The organism is Streptomyces sp. NPDC042638 (genome assembly GCF_040647235.1).
Lineage (GTDB): Bacteria > Actinomycetota > Actinomycetes > Streptomycetales > Streptomycetaceae > Streptomyces > Streptomyces rameus.
Genome location: NZ_JBEZBT010000026.1, coordinates 1 through 19,107, shown reverse-complemented (window position 1 = coordinate 19,107; position 19,107 = coordinate 1). Strand labels below are relative to the sequence as shown.

At 70.0% G+C, this 19,107-nt stretch carries 16 protein-coding genes; 5 read left to right on the top strand and 11 right to left on the bottom strand.

Annotation, left to right across the window (positions count from 1 at the left end):
• Window positions 1-583: 583 nt before the first annotated feature.
• Window positions 584-3,130 (top strand): ATP-dependent Clp protease ATP-binding subunit, encoded by a 2,547-nt coding sequence (locus tag AB0B40_RS21320; RefSeq protein WP_362265030.1) that lies wholly within the window; start codon window positions 584-586, stop codon window positions 3,128-3,130.
• Between the two features lie 44 nt (window positions 3,131-3,174).
• On the opposite strand, the gene ggt is transcribed toward AB0B40_RS21320, so the two are convergent.
• Entirely contained in the window at window positions 3,175-4,983 is a 1,809-nt protein-coding gene (gene ggt, locus AB0B40_RS21315) for a gamma-glutamyltransferase (protein ID WP_345056735.1), read from the bottom strand.
• Between the two features lie 143 nt (window positions 4,984-5,126).
• Between ggt and AB0B40_RS21310 the strand changes: the two genes are divergently transcribed.
• Together AB0B40_RS21310 and AB0B40_RS21305 are read left to right on the top strand one after the other, a co-directional pair.
• Complete coding sequence (locus AB0B40_RS21310) at window positions 5,127-5,867, top strand: hypothetical protein (protein ID WP_362264974.1); 741 nt, start codon at window positions 5,127-5,129, stop codon at window positions 5,865-5,867.
• 108 nt (window positions 5,868-5,975) lie between these two features.
• Window positions 5,976-7,541, top strand: a complete 1,566-nt coding sequence (locus AB0B40_RS21305; protein WP_345056731.1) for a CocE/NonD family hydrolase — start codon at window positions 5,976-5,978, stop codon at window positions 7,539-7,541.
• 49 nt (window positions 7,542-7,590) lie between these two features.
• Here the strand turns inward: AB0B40_RS21305 and AB0B40_RS21300 are convergent, their stop codons facing one another.
• The 9 genes from AB0B40_RS21300 to AB0B40_RS21260 all read right to left on the bottom strand — a co-directional run bounded on the left by AB0B40_RS21300 (window position 7,591) and on the right by AB0B40_RS21260 (window position 15,864).
• Entirely contained in the window at window positions 7,591-8,469 is an 879-nt protein-coding gene (locus AB0B40_RS21300; protein WP_362264972.1) for an amino acid ABC transporter permease, read from the bottom strand.
• Window positions 8,466-9,110 carry an amino acid ABC transporter permease gene (locus AB0B40_RS21295; RefSeq protein ID WP_362264970.1) on the bottom strand — a complete coding sequence of 215 codons (645 nt, stop codon included), beginning with the start codon at window positions 9,108-9,110 and terminating at the stop codon, window positions 8,466-8,468. The genes AB0B40_RS21300 and AB0B40_RS21295 overlap by 4 nt, the downstream gene beginning before the upstream one ends.
• Before the next feature lie 11 nt (window positions 9,111-9,121).
• Entirely contained in the window at window positions 9,122-10,033 is a 912-nt protein-coding gene (locus tag AB0B40_RS21290) for a glutamate ABC transporter substrate-binding protein (protein WP_345056725.1), read from the bottom strand.
• 18 nt (window positions 10,034-10,051) lie between these two features.
• Window positions 10,052-10,795: an amino acid ABC transporter ATP-binding protein gene (locus tag AB0B40_RS21285; protein WP_345056723.1), complete on the bottom strand. Its 744-nt coding sequence runs from the start codon at window positions 10,793-10,795 to the stop codon at window positions 10,052-10,054.
• 137 nt (window positions 10,796-10,932) lie between these two features.
• Entirely contained in the window at window positions 10,933-11,352 is a 420-nt protein-coding gene (locus AB0B40_RS21280) for a DUF6278 family protein (protein ID WP_345056721.1), read from the bottom strand.
• A gap of 15 nt (window positions 11,353-11,367) precedes the next feature.
• Window positions 11,368-12,147 (bottom strand): exodeoxyribonuclease III, encoded by a 780-nt coding sequence (locus tag AB0B40_RS21275; protein ID WP_362264968.1) that lies wholly within the window; start codon window positions 12,145-12,147, stop codon window positions 11,368-11,370.
• A 45-nt stretch (window positions 12,148-12,192) separates the two neighbouring features.
• Window positions 12,193-12,828 carry an MBL fold metallo-hydrolase gene (locus AB0B40_RS21270; protein ID WP_362264966.1) on the bottom strand — a complete coding sequence of 212 codons (636 nt, stop codon included), beginning with the start codon at window positions 12,826-12,828 and terminating at the stop codon, window positions 12,193-12,195.
• 39 nt (window positions 12,829-12,867) lie between these two features.
• Complete coding sequence (gene pcaC, locus AB0B40_RS21265; protein WP_345056715.1) at window positions 12,868-14,154, bottom strand: 4-carboxymuconolactone decarboxylase; 1,287 nt, start codon at window positions 14,152-14,154, stop codon at window positions 12,868-12,870.
• A gap of 492 nt (window positions 14,155-14,646) precedes the next feature.
• Window positions 14,647-15,864 (bottom strand): tyrosine-type recombinase/integrase, encoded by a 1,218-nt coding sequence (locus tag AB0B40_RS21260; RefSeq protein ID WP_236580138.1) that lies wholly within the window; start codon window positions 15,862-15,864, stop codon window positions 14,647-14,649.
• A gap of 1,038 nt (window positions 15,865-16,902) precedes the next feature.
• Here AB0B40_RS21260 and cutA point away from each other — a divergent pair.
• A complete protein-coding gene (gene cutA, locus AB0B40_RS21255; protein WP_061916033.1) occupies window positions 16,903-17,229 on the top strand; it encodes a divalent-cation tolerance protein CutA in 327 nt (108 codons plus the stop codon).
• 65 nt (window positions 17,230-17,294) lie between these two features.
• On the opposite strand, the gene AB0B40_RS21250 is transcribed toward cutA, so the two are convergent.
• Window positions 17,295-18,536, bottom strand: a complete 1,242-nt coding sequence (locus AB0B40_RS21250) for a helix-turn-helix transcriptional regulator (RefSeq protein WP_165684222.1) — start codon at window positions 18,534-18,536, stop codon at window positions 17,295-17,297.
• 131 nt (window positions 18,537-18,667) lie between these two features.
• Between AB0B40_RS21250 and AB0B40_RS21245 the strand changes: the two genes are divergently transcribed.
• On the top strand, window positions 18,668-19,107 hold a 440-nt coding region (locus AB0B40_RS21245), incomplete at its 3' end, for an ATP-binding protein (protein ID WP_362264963.1).

The window sequence follows — 19,107 nt, the reverse complement described above, 5'->3', positions numbered from 1 at the left end:
CAGAGCGCGGCCAGTCCCCGACGGCCGGTGCCCCACCGACGGTCAGCTCCTCCGCCGCCCGACCGCCCCCGACGGCCGACCGCCCCCGCCGCCCGGCCGCCGCCGACGTCCGGTGCCCCACCGAGGACCGGCTGCCCCCGCGGCCGACTGCCACCGACAACCGCTGCCCCCGACGACCGACCGCGCCCCACCGACGGCCCACTGTCCCCGACGACCGGCGCCCCACCGACGGTCGGCTGCCCCCGACGACCGACCGTCCCCGACGACCGACCGTCCCCGACGACCGACCGTCCCCGACGCCAGACCGTCCCCGCGGCCGACCGCCTCCGACGTCCGGTGTCCCACCGACGACCGGCTGGCCCCCACGCCAGACCGCCCCCGCCCGCCCGGCCGCCGCCGGATGCCGGCCACTCCGACGGCCGGCCGCCCCACCGACGGTCAGCCCCCGGCCGCTGTCGCCGACCAGGCACATGCCCCGCAGGCGGACATGCCCGCCCCCACGGATCGTGTCATCGTGGGCATGAGCAACGCGCCCCCGGGTTACCCGGCCGCTCCGCATGTCGTCAGCGAAGGAACCCACGCCATGACCAACGGCTACCCTCCTGACCCCTTCGGTGAGTTCATGGCCCGCTTCTTCGGCGGCCTGCCCGGCGGAGCGCAAGGGCCACGCCACATCGACATCGGCCGCCTGCTCAGCCAGCCGGCCCGGGAGCTGGTCAGAGGAGCCGCCCAGTACGCCGCCGAGCACGGCAGCCGGGACCTGGACACCCAGCACCTGCTGCGCGCGGCCGTGTCCGCGGAGCCCACCCGGAGCCTGCTGAGCCGGGCGGGCGCGGACCCGGACTCGCTCGCGACGGAGATCGACGACCGGGCCGGCCCGGTCCAGCACCCGGCGGGCGAGGCACCGCCGCCGACCTCGCTGTCGCTGACCCCGGCCGTCAAGCGCGCCCTGCTGGACGCGCACGACATGGCCCGGGCGAGCGGCGCCGGGTACATCGGCCCGGAGCACGTGCTGAGCGCGCTGGCCTCGAACCCGGACTCGGCCGCCGGGCACATCCTCAACGCGGCCCGGTTCTCGGCGGCCGGCCTGCCGCCGGACACCCCGGACAGCACGCAGCCGCGCCCGGAGCGGCAGCAGCGGCCCACCGGCACGCCGACCCTGGACAAGTACGGCCGGGACCTGACCGAGCTGGCCCGGCAGGGCCGCGTCGACCCGGTCATCGGCCGGGACACGGAGATCGAGCAGACCATCGAGGTGCTGTCGCGGCGCGGCAAGAACAACCCGGTCCTCATCGGGGACGCGGGGGTCGGGAAGACGGCCATCGTCGAGGGCCTCGCCCAGCGCATCGCCGACGGAGACGTCCCGGACGTCCTGGCGGACCGCCGGGTCGTCGCCCTGGACCTCACCGGGGTCGTGGCCGGCACCCGCTACCGGGGCGACTTCGAGGAGCGGCTGAACAACATCGTGGAGGAGATCCGCGCCCACTCCGACCGGCTGATCGTGTTCATCGACGAGCTGCACACCGTCGTCGGCGCCGGCTCCGGCGGTGAGGGCGGCGCGCTGGACGCCGGCAACATCCTCAAGCCGGCCCTCGCCCGGGGCGAGCTGCACATCGTCGGCGCGACCACGCTGGAGGAGTTCCGCCGGATCGAGAAGGACGCGGCGCTGGCCCGCCGGTTCCAGCCGGTCCTGGTGCCCGAGCCGACCGTCGCGGACACGGTCGAGATCCTGCGTGGCCTGCGCGACCGGTACGAGGCCCACCACCAGGTCCAGTACACCGACGAGGCGCTGGTCGCCGCCGTGGAGCTGTCGGACCGGTACCTCACCGACCGGCGGCTGCCGGACAAGGCGATCGACCTCATAGACCAGGCGGGCGCCCGGGTCCGGCTCGGCGCCGGGACGAAGGGCATGGACGTCCGCGCGCTGGAACGCTCGGTCGAGCAGCTGGTGCGGGACAAGGACCAGGCGGTCGCGGACGAGGACTACGAGCAGGCCAAGCAGCTGCGCGACCGGATCGGCGAGCTGAAGCGGCAGATCGCGGAGGCCAGCCACGAGGACAAGGCCGACGAGGGGCAGCTGGAGGTGACGGCGGAGGCCATCGCCGAGGTGGTGTCCCGGCAGACCGGCATTCCGGTCAGCCGGCTGACCCAGGAGGAGAAGGAGCGGCTGCTCGGCCTGGAGGAGCACCTGCACCAGCGGGTGGTCGGCCAGGAGGAGGCCGTCGCCGTGGTGTCCGAGGCGGTGCTGCGTTCCCGCGCGGGGCTCGCGAGTCCGCACCGGCCGATCGGCAGCTTCCTCTTCCTCGGTCCGACCGGCGTCGGCAAGACCGAGCTGGCCCGGGCGCTCGCGGAGGCGCTGTTCGGCAGTGAGGACCGTATGGTCCGCCTCGACATGAGCGAGTACCAGGAGCGGCACACCGTCTCCCGGCTGGTGGGCGCGCCGCCCGGGTACGTCGGGCACGAGGAGGCCGGGCAGCTCACCGAGGTGGTGCGCCGGCACCCGTACTCGCTGCTGCTGCTGGACGAGGTGGAGAAGGCGCACCCCGACGTCTTCAACATCCTGCTCCAGGTGCTCGACGACGGCCGGCTGACCGACTCGCAGGGCCGGACCGTGGACTTCACGAACACGGTCATCGTGATGACGAGCAATCTGGGCTCCGAGGCGATCACCCGGCGGGGCGCGGGGATCGGGTTCGGGCCGGGTGGCGCGGACGCCGACGAGGAGGCGCGGCGCGAGCAGGTCCTGCGACCGCTGCGCGAGCACTTCCGGCCGGAGTTCCTCAACCGGATCGACGAGATCGTGGTCTTCCGGCAGCTGACGAGCGAGCAGCTGCGGCAGATCACCGACCTGCTGCTGGAGAGCACCCGGCGGCTGCTGGAGGGGCAGGGCGTCCACGTCGAGTTCACGAGCGCGGCCGTCGACTGGCTCGCCCAGCGCGGCTACCAGCCGGAGTACGGCGCCCGTCCGCTGCGCCGCACCATCCAGCGCGAGGTGGGCAACCGGCTGTCCCGGCTCCTGCTGGACGGCACGATCTCCAAGGGCAGCCGGGTCACGGTGGACGTGACCGACGGACGGCTGGACTTCCGCACCGGCGAAACCCCGCCGTCCGCACCGGAGTCGGGGACCTAGCGCGCCGGGTCCGGGGGGACCTGGCGCGCCGGGTCCGGGGGGACCTACCGCGCCGGGTCCGGGTCCACGACCATCGCCGAGCCGCCGCCGCGCCGTACCTTCTCGGCGGCGGCCAGCCACTTGCCGTTCGCCAGGCGCTGCACGCCGGTCGCCGCGCCGATCTCGGGGTTGAGCGAGAAGGAGTGGCCGATGGCCTCCAGCTGTTTCCTCAGGTCGCCGTTGTAGAGGGCCGGTTCGAGCTCCGTCTTCGCCGCGTTGCGCTGGCTTGCACGCGGTGCGGCGATGGCGTCGACCAGCGGCAGGTGCCGGTCGAGGAACCCGGTCAGGGTCTGCAGCACGGTGGTGATGATGGTCGCGCCGCCGGGCGAACCGAGCGCCACCACGGGCCTGTCGTGCCGGTCGAGGACGATCGTCGGGGAGATCGAGGAGCGCGGGCGCTTGCCCGGGCCCGGCAGGTTCGGGTCGTGGACGGCCGGGTTGGCCGGGGCGAAGGAGAAGTCGGTCAGCTCGTTGTTGAGCAGGAACCCCCGGCCCGGGACGGTGATGCCGCTGCCGCCGGTCTGCTCGATGGTGAGCGTGTAGGCGACGACGTTGCCCCACTTGTCGGCCACCGTCAGGTGGGTGGTGTTCTCGCCCTCGTACGTCGTCGGAGCCGCCGTACCGCCCTTGCCGCAGGCCGCCGGGTGCCGCGGGTCGCCCGGGGCGAGCGGGCTGGTGAGCACCGCGTCGTCCTTGATCAGGCAGGCGCGGGAGTCGGCGAACCGCTGCCCCAGCAGCTGCTTCGTCGGTACGTCCTCGAAGGCGGGGTCGCCGACCCAGCGCCCCCGGTCGGCGAAGGAGATCCGGCTCGCCTCGATGAAGTGGTGCAGGTACTGCACCTCGCTCGCCTTGGAGAGGTTCGTCCGCTCCAGGATGTTGAGCGCCTCGCCGACCGTGGTGCCGCCGGAGGAGGAGGGCGCGATGGAGTACACGTTCAGGCCGCGGTACGACGTCCTGGTGGGCGCCTGGAGCCGGGCCCGGTAGACGGCGAGGTCCTTCTCGGCCAGCTTGCCGGGGCGGGCGTTCCAGCCGGAGGCGGGGTCCACGGGCGGGCGTTCGACGGTCTTGACGATGTCGTCGCCGATGTCACCGCGGTAGACGGCGCCGACCCCCTCGCGGCCCAGTTCCTCGTAGGTGCGGGCGAGTTCGGGGTTCTTCAGGGTGGAGCCGACGACGGGGAGCCGTCCGTCCGGCAGGAACAGCTTCGCGGTGTCCGGGAAGTAGCGGAACCGGGTCTCGTTGGACGCGGTCTGCGAGCGGAAGGTGTCGTCCACGGTGAAGCCGTCACGGGCCAGCCGCTCGGCGGGCCGCAGCAGGGCGCCGAGCCGCTTGCTGCCCCAGTGGTCCAGCGCCGTCTGCCAGGTGGCGGGGGTGCCCGGGGTGCCGACGCTCAGGCCGCTGCTGACGGCGTCGGCGAAGGCGAGCGGCTTGCCGTTCTCGGTGAACAGGTCGGAGTCCGCGCTGAGCGGTGCGGTCTCGCGGCCGTCGACGGTGTGCACCGTGCGTGACTTGGCGTCGTAGTAGACGAAGTAGCCGCCCCCGCCGATGCCGGCGGAGTAGGGCTCGGTCACACCGAGCGCGGCGGCGGTGGCGACTGCCGCGTCGACCGCGTTGCCGCCGTGCTTCAGCACCTCGATGCCGGCGGCGGAGGCGTCCGCGTCGACGCTGGCGACCGCGCCGCCGTAGCCGACGGCCACGGGGACCTTGCGGACCGTCTCACCCGTCGTGGCGGCGGGTGGCGCCGCCGCCCCCACCGAGACCACGGCGGCCGAGACCACCAGAACCGCCAGTTTCCGCGTAGCTGGGCGACCCATGCGTACCTCCCGTCGGGACAGTCCGCGCAGCGTAACCAGATCGGTGCAGTACCGACAGTACGCCTCGGTGGGCCGCCACACGAACGTCACACATCGAACACCGGTACGCACGAGGCCGCCCGGGGCCGCTAGCATGCGCGGCCATGAACGACGACGTGCGCAACATCGCCCTGGGGGTCATAGCGGCGGGCGTCTCCGCCGCGCTGGGCTGGCTCGCCCGCACCTACCTGTGGCGGCGCGGACTGCGGCGCAAGCAGGCGTTCTTCGGGCTGCCCGACCATGCGGAGTCGCTGCTGGTGGTCAACCGCAACGCGGGCGGGCCGGAGCTGTCGGTGATGCGGCACGACGTGTTCGCCCTGCTCGAACTGTCCGCGCTCATCAAGGACTGCCACGCGCACGCGCAGGTCGTGGCGCACGACGCCGCCCGGCAGGGCTTCGGCGAGCGCACGGAGTTCTGCCTCGGGGGGCCCGCCTCGAACCGCCGGATGGCCGCCCACCTCTCCTCTCTGCTGCCGGGTGTGCGCGTGAACACGGAGGCCGGACCGGACCGGTGGGCCTTCCGGATCGACGGCAACGACTACCCCCTCGACGGCGGCCGGAGCGAGTACGCGCTGCTCGCCCGGCTCACCGTGGGCGAGCGGCGCGAGGCCCGCCCGGTCTTCCTCTTCTGCGGCCAGACCGCCGTCAGCAACCAGGCCGCCACCCGCCATCTCGCCCGGCACCACGAGCGACTGGCCCGCAAGTACGGGACCGGCTCCTTCGTTCTGCTGCTGAAGGTGGTCAACTCCGAGGCATACGGCCCCGATGTGGTGGAGCTGGTGGCCGACGTGACGCGGGCGGCGCGGACCCCCCTGCCCGAACCCACCGCCGCCGGAACCGAGTGAAAGACCAACAACCTTTACCGGTACGTAACTTACCGACGGGTTACTTACGGTAAGGAGCCACGGTTACCGTCGGGTCACTTTGCACTCAACCACGTGAGGGAGTGACCCATGGGACACGGTCGCACCGCTCTGCGCACCTCCGCCGCGGGAGCCGTCTGCGCGGCACTGATCGCCGGCTCCGTCGTCGGTCTGGCACCGGCCGCGCAAGCCGCCCCGTCCGTCCGCTTCGTCGACATCAGCGGCGACGGCGGCACCGTACTGAAGGCGAACGTCGTCACACCCGCCGGCGCCGACGGTTCACACCGCTACCCGCTCATCGTGCTGCCCACCAGCTGGGCGCTGCCCCAGGTGGAATACCTCGCGCAGGCGCAGAAGCTCGCCGACGCCGGCTATGTGGTGCTCACCTACAACGTGCGCGGTTTCTGGCAGTCCGGCGGAGAGATAGAAGTGGCCGGTCCGCCCGACACGGCGGACGCCTCCAAGGTCATCGACTGGGCCCTCGCGCACACCCCGGCCGACCCCGGGCACATCGGCATGGCGGGGGTGTCGTACGGGGCCGGGATCAGCCTGCTCACCGCCGCCCAGGACAAGCGCGTCAAGGCCGTCGCCGCGCTCAGCGGCTGGGCCGACCTGATCGACTCGATCTACTCGGGCCGCACCCAGCACCTCCAGGCGGCGGCCGTACTGGACGGCGCGGCCACCCTCACCGGCCGCGAGAGCGCCGAGCTGCGCGAGATCTTCGACAACCTGTACGCCTCCGACCTCACCACGGAACAGCAGATGATCGACTGGGGGCGGAAACGTTCGGCCGCCACCTACGTCGACCAGCTGAACAGGAACGGCGCCGCGGTCATGCTCGCCAACGCCTGGGGCGACACGGTCTTCCCGGTGAACCAGTACGCCTCCTTCTACGAGAAGCTGACCGTCCCCAAGCGGCTCCAGCTGCGCCCCGGCGACCACGCGACCCCGGAGCTGACCGGCCTGTTCGGGCTGCCCAACGACGTGTGGACGGACGCCGGGCGCTGGTTCGACCACTACCTCAAGGGCACCGACAACGGCGTCGACCGCGAACAGCCGGTCCGGCTGAAGTCCCGTAGCGCGGGGGGATACGAGGGCTACCCGGACTGGAAGTCGGTCACCGCCACCCGGAAGAAGGTGGCGCTCGCCGGCTCGGCCACCATCCACGCCAACGTCGACTCCGGGGCGGACGGCGGGATCGTCTTCCTCTCGAGCATCCTGGACCAGGTCGCCCAGCTGCCGCCGATGGCCTCCATGCCGCTGCTGCCGCGCCGCTGGGCGGCAGTGTGGCAGTCGGAGCGGTACGGCGACACCCAGCGGGTGCGCGGCACGGCCCGTCTGCACACCACCCTCACCCCGACCGCGGAGAGCGGCACCCTCGTCGCCTACCTGTACGACGTGGGCCCGCTCGGCATCGGCAAGCTGGTCACGCACGCGCCCTACACCTGGCACGGACGGACGCCCGGCGCACCGTTCGACGTGGACCTGGACCTGTTCTCCACGGCCTACGACGTCCCCGCCGGACACCGCCTCGCGCTGGTGGTCGACACCGTCGACCCGCTCTACGCCGAGCACAACCCGTCCGGCGCGCAGCTGACCTTCTCCTCACCCGCGGACGACCCGTCGTACGTGTCCGTCCCGCTCGGCGAGCAGTGATCTCCGGCTGCCGCCGGACGAGCCTGGCCCGTGTGAACTGCCGCCCCCCTTATGGTTTCGGGGCCATGGGGGGCTCCCCACCCGGCAGCAGCGCCCCAGGGCCGGCCGTGGCGACCGCCACGGCCTCGGTCTTGGGGCTGCGCTGCTCACGGCGGGACACCCAGCCGGCGAACCACGAGAGCAGCATGCACATCCCGATGTAGATCGGCGAGATCACCATCACCACGGGGATGAACGGCAAATCGTAGTCGAGGTTGGAGGCGATGAGTTTCCCGGCATGGAGGAACTCCTGGTAGGTGATGAGAAAGCCGAGGGAGGTGTCCTTCAGGGCGACCACCAGCTGGCTGATGATGGCCGGCAGCATGGCGCGCACCGCCTGGGGGACCAGGACGTACGTCATGACCTGCGTCTTGCGCATGCCGAGCGCGAACGCGGCCTCCCGCTGGCCGCGTTCGACGGCGTGCACGCCGGAGCGGAAGACCTCGGCGAGGACCGAGCCGTTGTAGAGGGTGAGTCCGGCGACCAGCGCGGGCAGCGGCTGCACCTTCAGCGCCACGAAGATGAAGAAGATCATCACGAGGACGGGCATGGCGCGGAAGAACTCGACGACGAGCGTGGACAGCCATCGCACCGGCCGGTGGTCCGACAGCCGGCCGGTGGCCAGCAGCCCGCCGAGGGCGAGGGAGAGGACGGCCGCGAGCGCGAACGCCTTGAGGGTGTTGCCGAGGCCGCGCAGCAGCAGTTCCTGGATGCCCTTGTACGCGAAGGGCCGCCACTTGGTGGACGTGAACTGCCCGGTGTCGAACAGGAGGTACAGGACCCAGGCGACGAGCGCGAGGATGACGAGGACGGACAGGACGCCGTAGAGGCCGTGCCGTCGGCGGGTACGCGGGCCCGGGACGTCGTAGAGCGCGGTGGCCCCGGTCATCGGGCGACTCCGAACGTCCGCTCCAGCAGGTGGAACAGGGCGCTGATGGCGAGCGTGATGATCAGGTAGCCGACGGCGATCCAGACGAACGTCCAGACGATGCTGTAGCCGAGTTCGTTGAGCGTCTTGTACGTGCCGAGCAGTTCGGTCACGCTGAACGCGCCCGCGATGGCGGAGTTCTTCGCGAGCGCGATGAGGGTGGAGCCGACGGGCGGGATCACGGACCGGAACGCCTGCGGCAGCACGACCAGCGAGAGGGTCTGTGCGAAGGACATCCCCAGGCCGCGGGCCGCCTCGCCCTGTCCGGTGGGCACGGTGTTGATGCCCGCGCGCAGCACCTCGCAGATGAACGCCGAGGTGTAGCAGCCGAGGGCGAGGACCGCGAACACCTCGAAGGGCAGCACGAGTCCGAACCGGGGCAGCCCGAGCAGCACCGCGAAGAACAGCAGGGTCAGCGGGGTGTTGCGCAGCACGGTGACCCACACCGTGCCGAACACCCTCAGGGAGCCGACGGGAGCGACCCGGAACGACGCCATCACGAAACCCAGGAAGAGGGCCAGCAGGGAGGCGTAGACGGTCAGTTCGAGGGTGCCGAGGAAACCCTCGCCGTAGGTCGAGAAGTTGTCTGTCAGTACGTTCATGCCGTCCTCGCTCAGCTCGCCGGGTAGCGGTCGATGGCGGGCGGGTGGGGGGCGGGTACGCCCGAGAGGCCGAGGGTGGCGTCGTACGCCTTCTTCCAGTCACCGTTCCTCTCGCGTGCCTCCAGTGCGTCGTCGAGGGCGAAGCGCAGGGCGTTGTCGCCGCGCGGGACGCCGATGCCGTACGGCTCCTCGGAGAAGGGCCTGCCGACGACCTTGAGTTCGCCGGGGGCCTTGGCCGCGTAGCCGATGAGGATGGCGTCGTCGGTGGTGACGGCGTCGACCTGGTAGGTGAGGAGGTTGTCGACGCAGACCGAGTAGGTGTCGTAGGCGACCAGGACCGCCTTCGGGTAGTCGGCCTCGATGCGCTGGTACGGCGTGGAACCGGCGGCCGAGCAGACGCTTTTGCCGGCGAGGTCCCGCGGGCCGTGGATGTCGTTCTCGTCCTTGCGTACGAGGAGCGACTGCCCCGCCATGTAGTAGGGACCGGCGAAGCCGACGAGCTTCCTGCGGCCCGCGTTGATGGTGTAGGTGCCGACGTAGTAGTCGATCTGGCCGTTCTGCAGGGCGGTTTCGCGGTTGGCGGAGGCGATGGTGCGGAAGTGGACCTTCTCCGGCGGGAGGCCGAGGGAGGCGGACATCATCTTGGCGATCTCGATGTCGAAGCCGGAGTAGGTGCCCGTCGCAGGGTCCTGCTCGCCGAGGTAGGGCTGGTCCTCCTTGGCGCCGACGACGAAGTAGCCGCGTTTCTTCGCCCGGGTCCAGGTCGGGGAGCCGGGAAGGCTGAAGCCGCGGGCCACCCGGTAGTGCGGGAGCCTCTCGGGCGCCGGGCCCTTGCCGGGCGGACTGCCCTCCCTGCCGCAGGCGGTGGCGAGCAGGGCGAGGAGCACGCACAGGGCGCGGGGGGCACGGGTGGTACGGAACACGGTTCGCACTCCCCCGGGTCAGTGCTTGAGGATCTTGGAGAGGAAGTCCTTGGCGCGGTCGCTGCTCGGGTTCGTGAAGAACGCGTCCGGGCTGCGGTCCTCGACGATCCGGCCGTCGGCCATGAAGACGACGCGGTTGGCGGAGGCCCGCGCGAAGCCCATCTCGTGGGTGACGACGATCATGGTCATGCCGTCCCGGGCGAGCTGCCGCATGACCTCCAGCACCTCGTTGATCATCTCGGGGTCGAGGGCGGAGGTGGGCTCGTCGAAGAGCATCGCCTTGGGTTCCATGGCGAGCGCCCGGGCGATGGCGACGCGCTGCTGCTGGCCGCCGGAGAGCTGGGCCGGATACTTGTCGGCCTGGTTCAGCAGGCCGACACGGTCGAGGAGTTCGCGGGAGCGGCGGTCGGCCTCGTCCCTCTTGCGCCCCCGGACCTTGACCTGGGCGAGGGAGACGTTCTGCAGGACGGTCTTGTGGGCGAAGAGGTTGAAGGACTGGAAGACCATGCCGACCTCGGCGCGGAGCCGGGCGAGGGCCCTGCCCTCCGCGGGCAGCGGCTGCCCGTCGAGCGTGATGGTGCCCGACTGGATCGTCTCCAGCCGGTTGACCGTCCTGCAGAGCGTCGACTTGCCCGAACCCGAGGGACCGATGACCACGACCACCTCCCCCTTGCCGACGGTGAGGTCGATGTCCCGCAGGACATGCAGGTCCCCGTAGTACTTGTTGACGTTCCGCAGTTCGATCAACGGATCGACGGCCATCCGCAGCCCTACTCACTTTCAGCTGTGTCGTGGTTGCCGCAACCTATCCAGACGACTGCGGAGTTGAGGAACGACACGCACTTTTCGGGCATTAGCCGTATTTACGTCAGCGGGGCGGGCCGAAGGGCCCCGCCGGGTCAGCTCTCGGCGATCTCCGCGTACAGCTGGGACAGCTCGGGAACCCCGGTCGCGGCCCACTCCTGGCCGGCCGGCACCACCTCCGCGGCACGTCCGGAGGGGAGCTGCACGACGGGTTCACCGTCGGTCCGGATCCGCCACTCGGCGCCGGGCACGGTGCGCACCACGACCGTGCCCAGGTACAGCCCGGCGTCGTGGGCCAGCCAGGGCAGGATCTCGGGATCGTCCCGCCAGCGCGGGACCATCTGGTCCAGGGCCTCCAGGGAGGCCGGGGTGTCGTCGAGGCGGACGCCCGCCTGCGCCGCCTGCGAGCGGAGCAGCTCGCACTCGGACAGCAGCTCGGCGACCGCCTCGGGGTCGGCGGACACCGCCGCCTCACCGTTCTTCTTGTGCCGGGGGCCCAGGAACGGAAGGTGCATGGACCCAGCGTGGCATCACACGTCCAGGTCGACCACCACCGGCGCGTGGTCGGAGGCCCCCTTGCCCTTGCGCTCCTCGCGGTCGACGTAGGCGTCCTTGACGGCCTGGGCGAACGGCTCGTTCCCGTAGACCAGGTCGATGCGCATGCCGCGGTTCTTCGGGAAGCAGAGCTGGCGGTAGTCCCAGTACGTGAACGGGTGCTCGTACTTCAGCGGGCGCGGCACGACGTCGGTCAGGCCGGCCTCGCGCAGGTCGGCGAGCGCGGCGCGCTCGGCGGAGGTGACGTGGGTGGCGCCCTCGAAGGCGGCCGGGTCGAAGACGTCGTCGTCCGTCGGCGCCACGTTGTAGTCGCCCAGCACGGCGAACGGGCGGCCGGCCCGCGCGTCGCCGGAAACGGCCGCCTTCAGGGCCTCGAACCACAGGAGCTTGTAGGCGTAGTGCGGGTGGCCGACCTCGCGGCCGTTCGGCACGTACACCGACCAGACGCGGACCGGGCCGCAGGTCGCGGCGATGGCGCGGGGCTCGGTCGCGCCGTCGAAGCCCGGGTCGCCGGGCAGGCCCTTGACCACGTCGTCGATGCCGACACGGGAGAGCACCGCCACCCCGTTCCACCGGCCGGTCGCGTGGACCGCGGCCTCGTACCCCAGCTCGCGCAACTGGTCGAACGGGAACTGCTCCTCGGCGATCTTGGCCTCCTGGAGGCAGAGCACGTCGGTGCCGCTGCTCTCCAGCCAGGCCAGCAGCCGGGGAAGACGGGCGGTGATCGAGTTCACGTTCCAGGTAGCGATGCGCATGTCTCACAACCTACCCGGCGGGTCCGACAACGCCGGCCCGGGCGCTCAGACCTCCGTGGACGCCCCGGGGGCGAGCCGCTGGTGGTCGGTGCCGCCCAGGGCACCGATCTGGTTGTCGTAGATGGGGCGGGCGAGGTCGGTGAGCAGGGCGTCGTGGATGTCGTAGGCGCGCTGCGGCCCCACCTCGCGGACGTAGTCGATGACCTCGGAGATCTTGTTCCAGGGGGCCATCACGGGGAGCATCAGGGTCCGCACCGGGTGGTCCGGGACGGTGAGGGCGTCGCCGGGGTGGAAGATCTGCCCGTCGTCGACCAGGTAGCCGACATTGGTGATGCGCGGGATGTCCGGGTGGATCACCGCGTGCAGCTCGCCGTGGACCTGGACGTCGAAGCCGGCGGCGGTGAAGGTGTCGCCGTGGCCGACGGTGTGCACCCGGCCCGGGAAGGCCGCCGTGATCCGGTCGGCGACGGACCTCAGGGTCCAGATCTCGGCGGCCGGGTTCGCCTCCAGGGCGGCGCGCAGCCGGCCCTCGTCGAAGTGGTCCGGGTGCTCGTGCGTGATCAGGATCGCGTCCGCACCGACCGCCGCGTCCTCCTCGGAGAACCCTCCCGGGTCGATGACGAGCGTCCGCCCCTCCTTGTCGAGGCGGACACAGGCGTGGGACTTCTTCGTGAGCTTCATGCCTCACCATCCTGCCGCGTACGGGCGGCCGGCGCGGCGTCACTCCGCGGGCGTGGTCTCCTCCCGGATGACCTGCTGGGCCACCCGGAACGCGCCGGTCGCGGCCGGCACCCCGCAGTAGACGGCCGTCTGGAGCAGTACTTCCCTGATCTCGTCCGGGGTCAGTCCGTTGCGCAGCGCCGCCCGGGTGTGCAGGGCCAGGTCCTCCAGGTGGCCGCCGGCGACCAGCGCGGTGAGCGTGACGCAGCTGCGGGTGCGGCGGTCCAGGCCCGGCCGGCCCCAGATCTCGCCCCAGGCGTAGCGGGTGACGAGCTCCTGGAAGTCCCCGGAGAACTCGTCGCTCTGGTCGAGCGTCCGGTCCACGTGCGCGTCGCCGAGCACCTCGCGGCGGATCTTCAGCCCGGTGTCGTACCGGTCGGGCCGCGCGGCGGGCTGGGCGGGCACGGCCGCCGGGGCGATCTCGGCGACCGGCGCGGGCTGCGGCGCGGCCGGCACGGGCACGGCCGGGGCGGCCGGCAGGGCGGTCTGTCCGGTGTCGAAGGGCTGCTGCCAGGCGGTGGAGAAGTGGTGGACGAGCAGGTCGGTGACGGCGGCGGGCTGCTCGACCGGCACCAGGTGGGAGGCGCCCGGAACGACCGCGAGCCGGGCGTCCGGGATGCCGGCGACCAGGGTACGGGCCTCGGCGGGGCCGGTGACCTGGTCGTCGGAGCCGACCAGCACCATGGTCGGCACGCCGACCCGGCCCAGTTCGGCGCGGACGTCGAAGGCGGCGAGGGCCTCGCAGGCGGCGATGTAGCAGCCCGGGTCGGTGGTGCGCACCATCTGTACGGCCCACTCGGTGATCGCGGGCTGGGCGGCGGCGAAGCCGCCGGTGAACCAGCGGTCCGGCGCGGTCCGGGCGATCGGGTCGAGCCCGTTGGTGCGGACGACCACTCCGCGCTGCCGGAACTCGTCGGCGGTGCCGAACCGGGGCGAGGCCGCGACCAGCGTGAGCGAGGCGAGCCGCTCGGGGTGGCGCAGGGCCAGCTCGATGCCGACGGCACCGCCGAGGGCGCAGCCGGCGTAGCCGAAGCGGTGCACGCCGAGCGCGTCCAGCGTGGCCAGCAGCCGGCCGGTCAGCTCGGCGACGGAGCCGGCCGGGCGGGCGGGGGCGCCGCCGTGGCCGGGCAGGTCGAACCGGAAGACCCGCCACTGCTCGGCCAGCTCCGGCACCTGGCGGTCCCACATGTGCCATGTGGTACCCAGTGAGGGACCCAAGATCAGGACAGGAGCGTCTTCTGGCCCGTCAAAGCGGTATTGCAGGGTGTTCGGTGGTGTCTCACTCACGCCCCAGACCCTCTCACGTCTCACGAAATCTCACACGGCCAGGTGAACCCGGCGGCTCGTGCCCCTCGCGGCGCGGCACGCCCGGCACCGCCGAGACCCTCATGGGTCCACGTACGGGTTCTTCGATGTGCACGCCTGACCGTGGGGACAGCGCGTCCTCCCGGCTCGCGCACCCTCCCAATCCCTGCGCCGCACAGCTTCCCACCCTCGGCACGGCTTCCAGACGGTCTGGTTTGCAGCAAAGCGTGTAGTGCCGTCCCCAAGGATCGACATGACGCACCTGAAAACCTTCCGGGATTCACCGACGAACAGCCCGAACGCCACACGGCGGGCAAGCTCTGCCTTGCCTCGCAGGAGGGGAGACGTTGGCCGTAGCCTGGCCGCCCCTCCCCCCCTTGCCGTCGCTGGTCCACAGCCAGCAGCGGCCTCCGGGTCCACTCGATTTGACTGCCATACGGCTGGGCAGGTCGCTAAATCGGCAGGCCGCCTGAGTCACGCTTGCCCCTCCGTCGCAGCACCGTGCAGGCCGTCCCACGTTGTGGCGGCTCCGCGGAGGTCCTCCACGTCCGGCTTCACGTACCACTTCTTGGTGGTCTTGACGTTCGTGTGTCCGGCCCACCGGGCAAGGATGTGATCCGGCACGCCTTTGTTGGCGAGGTATGTGAGGCAGGAGGAGCGAGCGTCGTAGAGGCGCACTCTGCGGAGTTCAAGGATCTCCATGAGCCGGTAAGCGCGTCTGCGGAGCTGCTTGATCGTGAAGGCTTCCCCGGTCTCGTGCACCACGACGTATCCGGAATCCGAGTAAGCCTCACCGAGGACGAGCTTCTCCTTGGCTTGGAGAGCCCTGAACGACTTGAGGGCAGCCAGCACCGGTGCCGGCAAAGGAAGATCCCGTTCCCCGGCCAGGGACTTGGTGTCCTTCTCCACAACGTACCGATTCCCCATCATTGTCCGCGTGTTGGCTATGGTGATCGTGGCGGCTTCCAAGTCCACGTCTTCCCATCGGAGTCCGCAGACTTCAGCCGGACGTAGACCCATGAGGGACAGCAAGAGAGCAGCGTAAAGCCGTTCTGTCCGGACACCGTGAATGAACGTCTGAATCTCCTGCACGTTCCACGGCTTCACCTCCTGCTTCTTCTTTCGCTCTTCTTTACGTGCCCTACGTGGGATGGTCACATGTTGGGCTACATTCATGGTTACTAGCCGACGCGTAACGGCTCGATTCAGGGCGTCCTTCAATCGGGCGAGACTCATCTCCACGCTGGTCACTCCAAGCGGAGTACCTGCTTTGTCACCGCGCACCCGCCCATGCTTCAACGCCCAGTGCATCCAATTTTCTACATCTTCCTCGGTGAGTTCTTGAAGCCGGATGCGCCCCAACCTCCCCCGAACTCGATCGAGGGTAACCCGATAGTTGTAAATAGTGGTCTCTTCTAGATCCTCTGCCTTCATGGCCAGCCACTGATCAAGCCACTCATTTACATTTATCTGGTTGGGCGGTACGAACGTCCCTTCCTCGCGGCGGTTGGTGATGCGCGCGTACTCAGCCTTCGCCTCCTTGAGAGTGGCGAACGTACGAGTCAGCTGTTTGCGCCTCCCGGTGGCAGGGTCGATGCCTACGTCGACTACGAACCGGTAGCGCACCTGTCCCCTGGAGTTGGGTGGAAGCTTCTTGATCGGAACGGACAGGGGGTACTCACTCTCCTTCAAGGGGACCTGCACGAGCAGGGCGCCGGATCATCTGGCTGGCACCAGACCAGTGCCATTCCGTTTCACGGGCTGCTGAGTTCGCTGCAGCTCCGCCGCCAAGCACAGCCGCGCATGCGAACGTCCTCAAGGAACCTCACGATCGCCGGTTTTGCTAACCGGCGATCGTCGTCTATGTTGCGCACCGCATCACGAAGGCAGCATCGGCTTAGGCTCGCCGCAGCCAGGGCCAGCCGACGCGCAACCAGGTGCGCGCCGTCCGTGGCGAGCACGAGCAGACCGTCATCGGTGAGGCGGTCGAGATTCCGGGCAGCGAGTCGCTCGTCCTGATGGCGAGTGCCACTTGCCGTGTTGCGGCGCCAAGACGTGCCGCACGGTATGCGAGGGCGGCACTGACGCTGCGATAGCCGGGTTGCAACAGGTCCTCGCCGAACAGGCCAGCCACGCAAAGGCAGACGTACAGCTCGGCGGAAAGGGTCCCGTAGTCGCCGGCTGCCTGGCTGTACCAGGCGTTCAGACGCGCCGCGGGTATAAAGAGCGGGTGCAGTGAAGTGAGCGGATCGAATAGCGGGATCAGACAGGCGGACCTCCCCAAGTAGGAGCCCTGCCAGCAAGGCAGTCAAACGGGTGCAGGATTCCAAGGCATTTCGCAACCCGAGCCGCAGTGGACCATCTGCACATCCTGGCCTGGTGTTTTCCGGGACGTTGTACGTTGACATGGTCCGGACGGAGGTATCCAGTCCTGTGGTCCTATTTCTCGTCTGCCGTGAGCGAATGGCCGCCGACAGCCAGCAAATCCTCCTGTCGTGGGCTTGTGAAGCGCACGAGCCCCGGCGCCTGCCTCATGCAGCCGCACGACCTCGTTGATGAGAACCTGCCACCGCGGTGCCGAAGCGACGCGCCACCTCGCATGGCCCACCGGCACCTGACTGGTACAGGCACGTGGTCGAGCCTCACTCGCCTTGAGGGGTGGCTACCAGCTTTCGGTGTGCCCTGGACGGCTGGGTAGGGTCGCGGTACCCAAGCTGGAGAGGTAGTTGCATGGCCCACGATATTGTGATTGCGCAGACGACCAGCGACGACGAGGGGCAGGCGACGATGCTGGCCCGAGGTGCGGTCGAGAGCAAGCTTGCAGCGGGAGTTCACATTGATGCGCCAATCACCGCCTTCTACTGGTGGAAGGGGAAGGTCGAGGCGGCGCGGGAGTGGCGCATCTCGTATATGACTACGACGGACCGTCTACCCGCGCTAGAAGCGTGGGTGCACGAGAAGCACTCGTACGAGGTCCCCCAATGGATCACTCTGCCCGTAACCGGCGGGTCGGAGGCGTACCTGTCCTGGGTCTTCGAGGAGACGGAATCGGACTGAGGAGCCACGGGCCGGGCGTCGGCGGCGTTGGCGCCCTGGGCGTGCCGCGTGCCACCCGAGGTGGATCAGGATGCGAACCGCCGGAAATGAACGGCAAGTTCGTGTTCGCTGTCAGGAAGCAACGCTGCAATAGCCGCCGCCCGCTCCTTGCCCATGGTGTTGGGCTTGGCCTGTGCCGCCGCAGCAAACTGGCGTGCCACGTAGACGCCTTGGTCGACGTCACCCCCACGCAGTAGGGCCGAAGCGAGATCACCGAGGACCACGACGCCCCCGTCCGGTAGTCCGTCTCCGAGGCGGTCGACCGCGGTATCAGCTGTGGACGTGAGCTCGGGACGCCTCAGCTGGCCGTACACGGACAGGGCCAACGAGTCCATGCGGTATGGGGTCACGAACCTGACCCATGCCTGCTCGCTGGCGTGGTCCGCGAAATCGTAAGCGAAGCGCGCTCGGTCTAACGCCCGGAGCGCCCCCACCTCGTCGCCGGCCGCCGCAGCTTCTTCCGCATGCCTACCGAGAACCCAGGCGGCAGCAGTAGCGTTACCGTGGCCGCGCACGTCGTTGGCGGCTTGGGAGAGGAACTCCATCTTCGCCTTTGGCGTCAAAGCGCCGTAGCTGCTGTAGGTCAGGGCCAGGGCTCGGAGTGGAGGATGCCCGGCAGCCGCCGCGCACTGCGACGTGACTTTGTAGTAGGCGTTGGCTTTGTCGTGCTCCCCCAGGTCCCAGGCCACCCAACCGGCCAGAGCGGCGGTTTCTCCGGCGGCGATGGTGAGAGCGCCTTCGTGATCGCCTGCACGAGGCAGGGCCGCAGTGATCGCGTCAAGATGCGACTCGACCGTTTTTTGTAGCCGCCGCGCGCTGAGGTTAAGTTCCTGGACGTGCAGTTCAGCGGCTCGGTCGATGAGCGCGGCGGCAGCGGGCGAATCGATCTTGGCCCCCTTGCTGAGGGCGAAGGCGAGGCGCCCCCAGGGCTCGGCGGCCACGCTCACGCCGATGGTGGCGCTACCCAGGAGCGTGCGACGCTTCACGGCGTCTTGCTCCTCCCCTGCATCGGCATGCCCCTTTCTCTTCCGAGCGCGGGCGGCCTTGGCCTCTCGCTGTAGTTCCTCGAAGGGGACACCGCAGGCCGCCGCGATGTGGCCGATCGTGTGGTTGGTAGGAATGTTCTCGAAGTTCTCATAACGGCTGATCTCTCGGCGGGTCATGGTGTCCCGGCCGGAGACAGCGTTGATCGCCTCCGCCTGCTCCTCCTGAGTCCGGCCCGCCTCCTGCCGAAGCCGGAGGAGCAGGTCGGCGAACGGGTCTGGCATGAGTGTGACCTCTGTTGGTGGGCGGAATCCAATCATGGCCTCAATTCCCCCCTACAGTTTCCCCCTTGACATATTTTTCCCCCTCTGGATTCCCCTGGTCGACGGCGTCGCCGCGCGGTGCCATAGCCCACATGACCAGGCTCCAAGAGGCGGCCCCGCCCGGCGGGGGCATCCGTAGCTGTGCGGCTACAGCAGGCGCGTCATGCGTCAGGCCGGTTCAGGAAGACGAGCCCGGCGCATGGGCGAGGGCAGAGGTACCGGCGGCATCCCATGCCTGTCAGGCGGCCCTTCTCCCCGACCTCGCGAAGGTCGGGGAGATGCGGCGCATAGCCAGGGCGTTCCTGCGGCGGTGCCGTGTTTCGGAGCCGGTGGCGGGGCTCGTCGTACTGGCCGTCTCGGAGCTGGTCACCAACGCCGTAGTCCACGGTGAGGGCGAAGTCGTGCTCCGCATCACGGTGGGCGTCGACGTGGTGCGTGTCTCGGTAACCGACCACAACCCGGCGCCCGCTGTGCTCAAGGAAGCCGGACCCGACGGTGAATCGGGGCGCGGGATCCGGCTGGTCGATGCGAT

What these genes read in the sequence shown, in the direction of transcription:
- AB0B40_RS21305 (WP_345056731.1), top strand. Translation starts at nt 5,976, where the DNA reads ATGGGACACGGTCGCACCGCTCTGCGCACCTCCGCCGCGGGAGCCGTC.
- AB0B40_RS21295 (WP_362264970.1), bottom strand. Translation starts at nt 9,110, where the DNA reads ATGAACGTACTGACAGACAACTTCTCGACCTACGGCGAGGGTTTCCTC.
- AB0B40_RS21310 (WP_362264974.1), top strand. Translation starts at nt 5,127, where the DNA reads ATGAACGACGACGTGCGCAACATCGCCCTGGGGGTCATAGCGGCGGGC.
- AB0B40_RS21270 (WP_362264966.1), bottom strand. Translation starts at nt 12,828, where the DNA reads ATGAAGCTCACGAAGAAGTCCCACGCCTGTGTCCGCCTCGACAAGGAG.
- AB0B40_RS21275 (WP_362264968.1), bottom strand. Translation starts at nt 12,147, where the DNA reads ATGCGCATCGCTACCTGGAACGTGAACTCGATCACCGCCCGTCTTCCC.
- AB0B40_RS21300 (WP_362264972.1), bottom strand. Translation starts at nt 8,469, where the DNA reads ATGACCGGGGCCACCGCGCTCTACGACGTCCCGGGCCCGCGTACCCGC.
- AB0B40_RS21250 (WP_165684222.1), bottom strand. Translation starts at nt 18,536, where the DNA reads ATGCCAGACCCGTTCGCCGACCTGCTCCTCCGGCTTCGGCAGGAGGCG.
- AB0B40_RS21320 (WP_362265030.1), top strand. Translation starts at nt 584, where the DNA reads ATGACCAACGGCTACCCTCCTGACCCCTTCGGTGAGTTCATGGCCCGC.
- AB0B40_RS21280 (WP_345056721.1), bottom strand. Translation starts at nt 11,352, where the DNA reads ATGCACCTTCCGTTCCTGGGCCCCCGGCACAAGAAGAACGGTGAGGCG.
- ggt (WP_345056735.1), bottom strand. Translation starts at nt 4,983, where the DNA reads ATGGGTCGCCCAGCTACGCGGAAACTGGCGGTTCTGGTGGTCTCGGCC.
- cutA (WP_061916033.1), top strand. Translation starts at nt 16,903, where the DNA reads ATGGCCCACGATATTGTGATTGCGCAGACGACCAGCGACGACGAGGGG.
- AB0B40_RS21285 (WP_345056723.1), bottom strand. Translation starts at nt 10,795, where the DNA reads ATGGCCGTCGATCCGTTGATCGAACTGCGGAACGTCAACAAGTACTAC.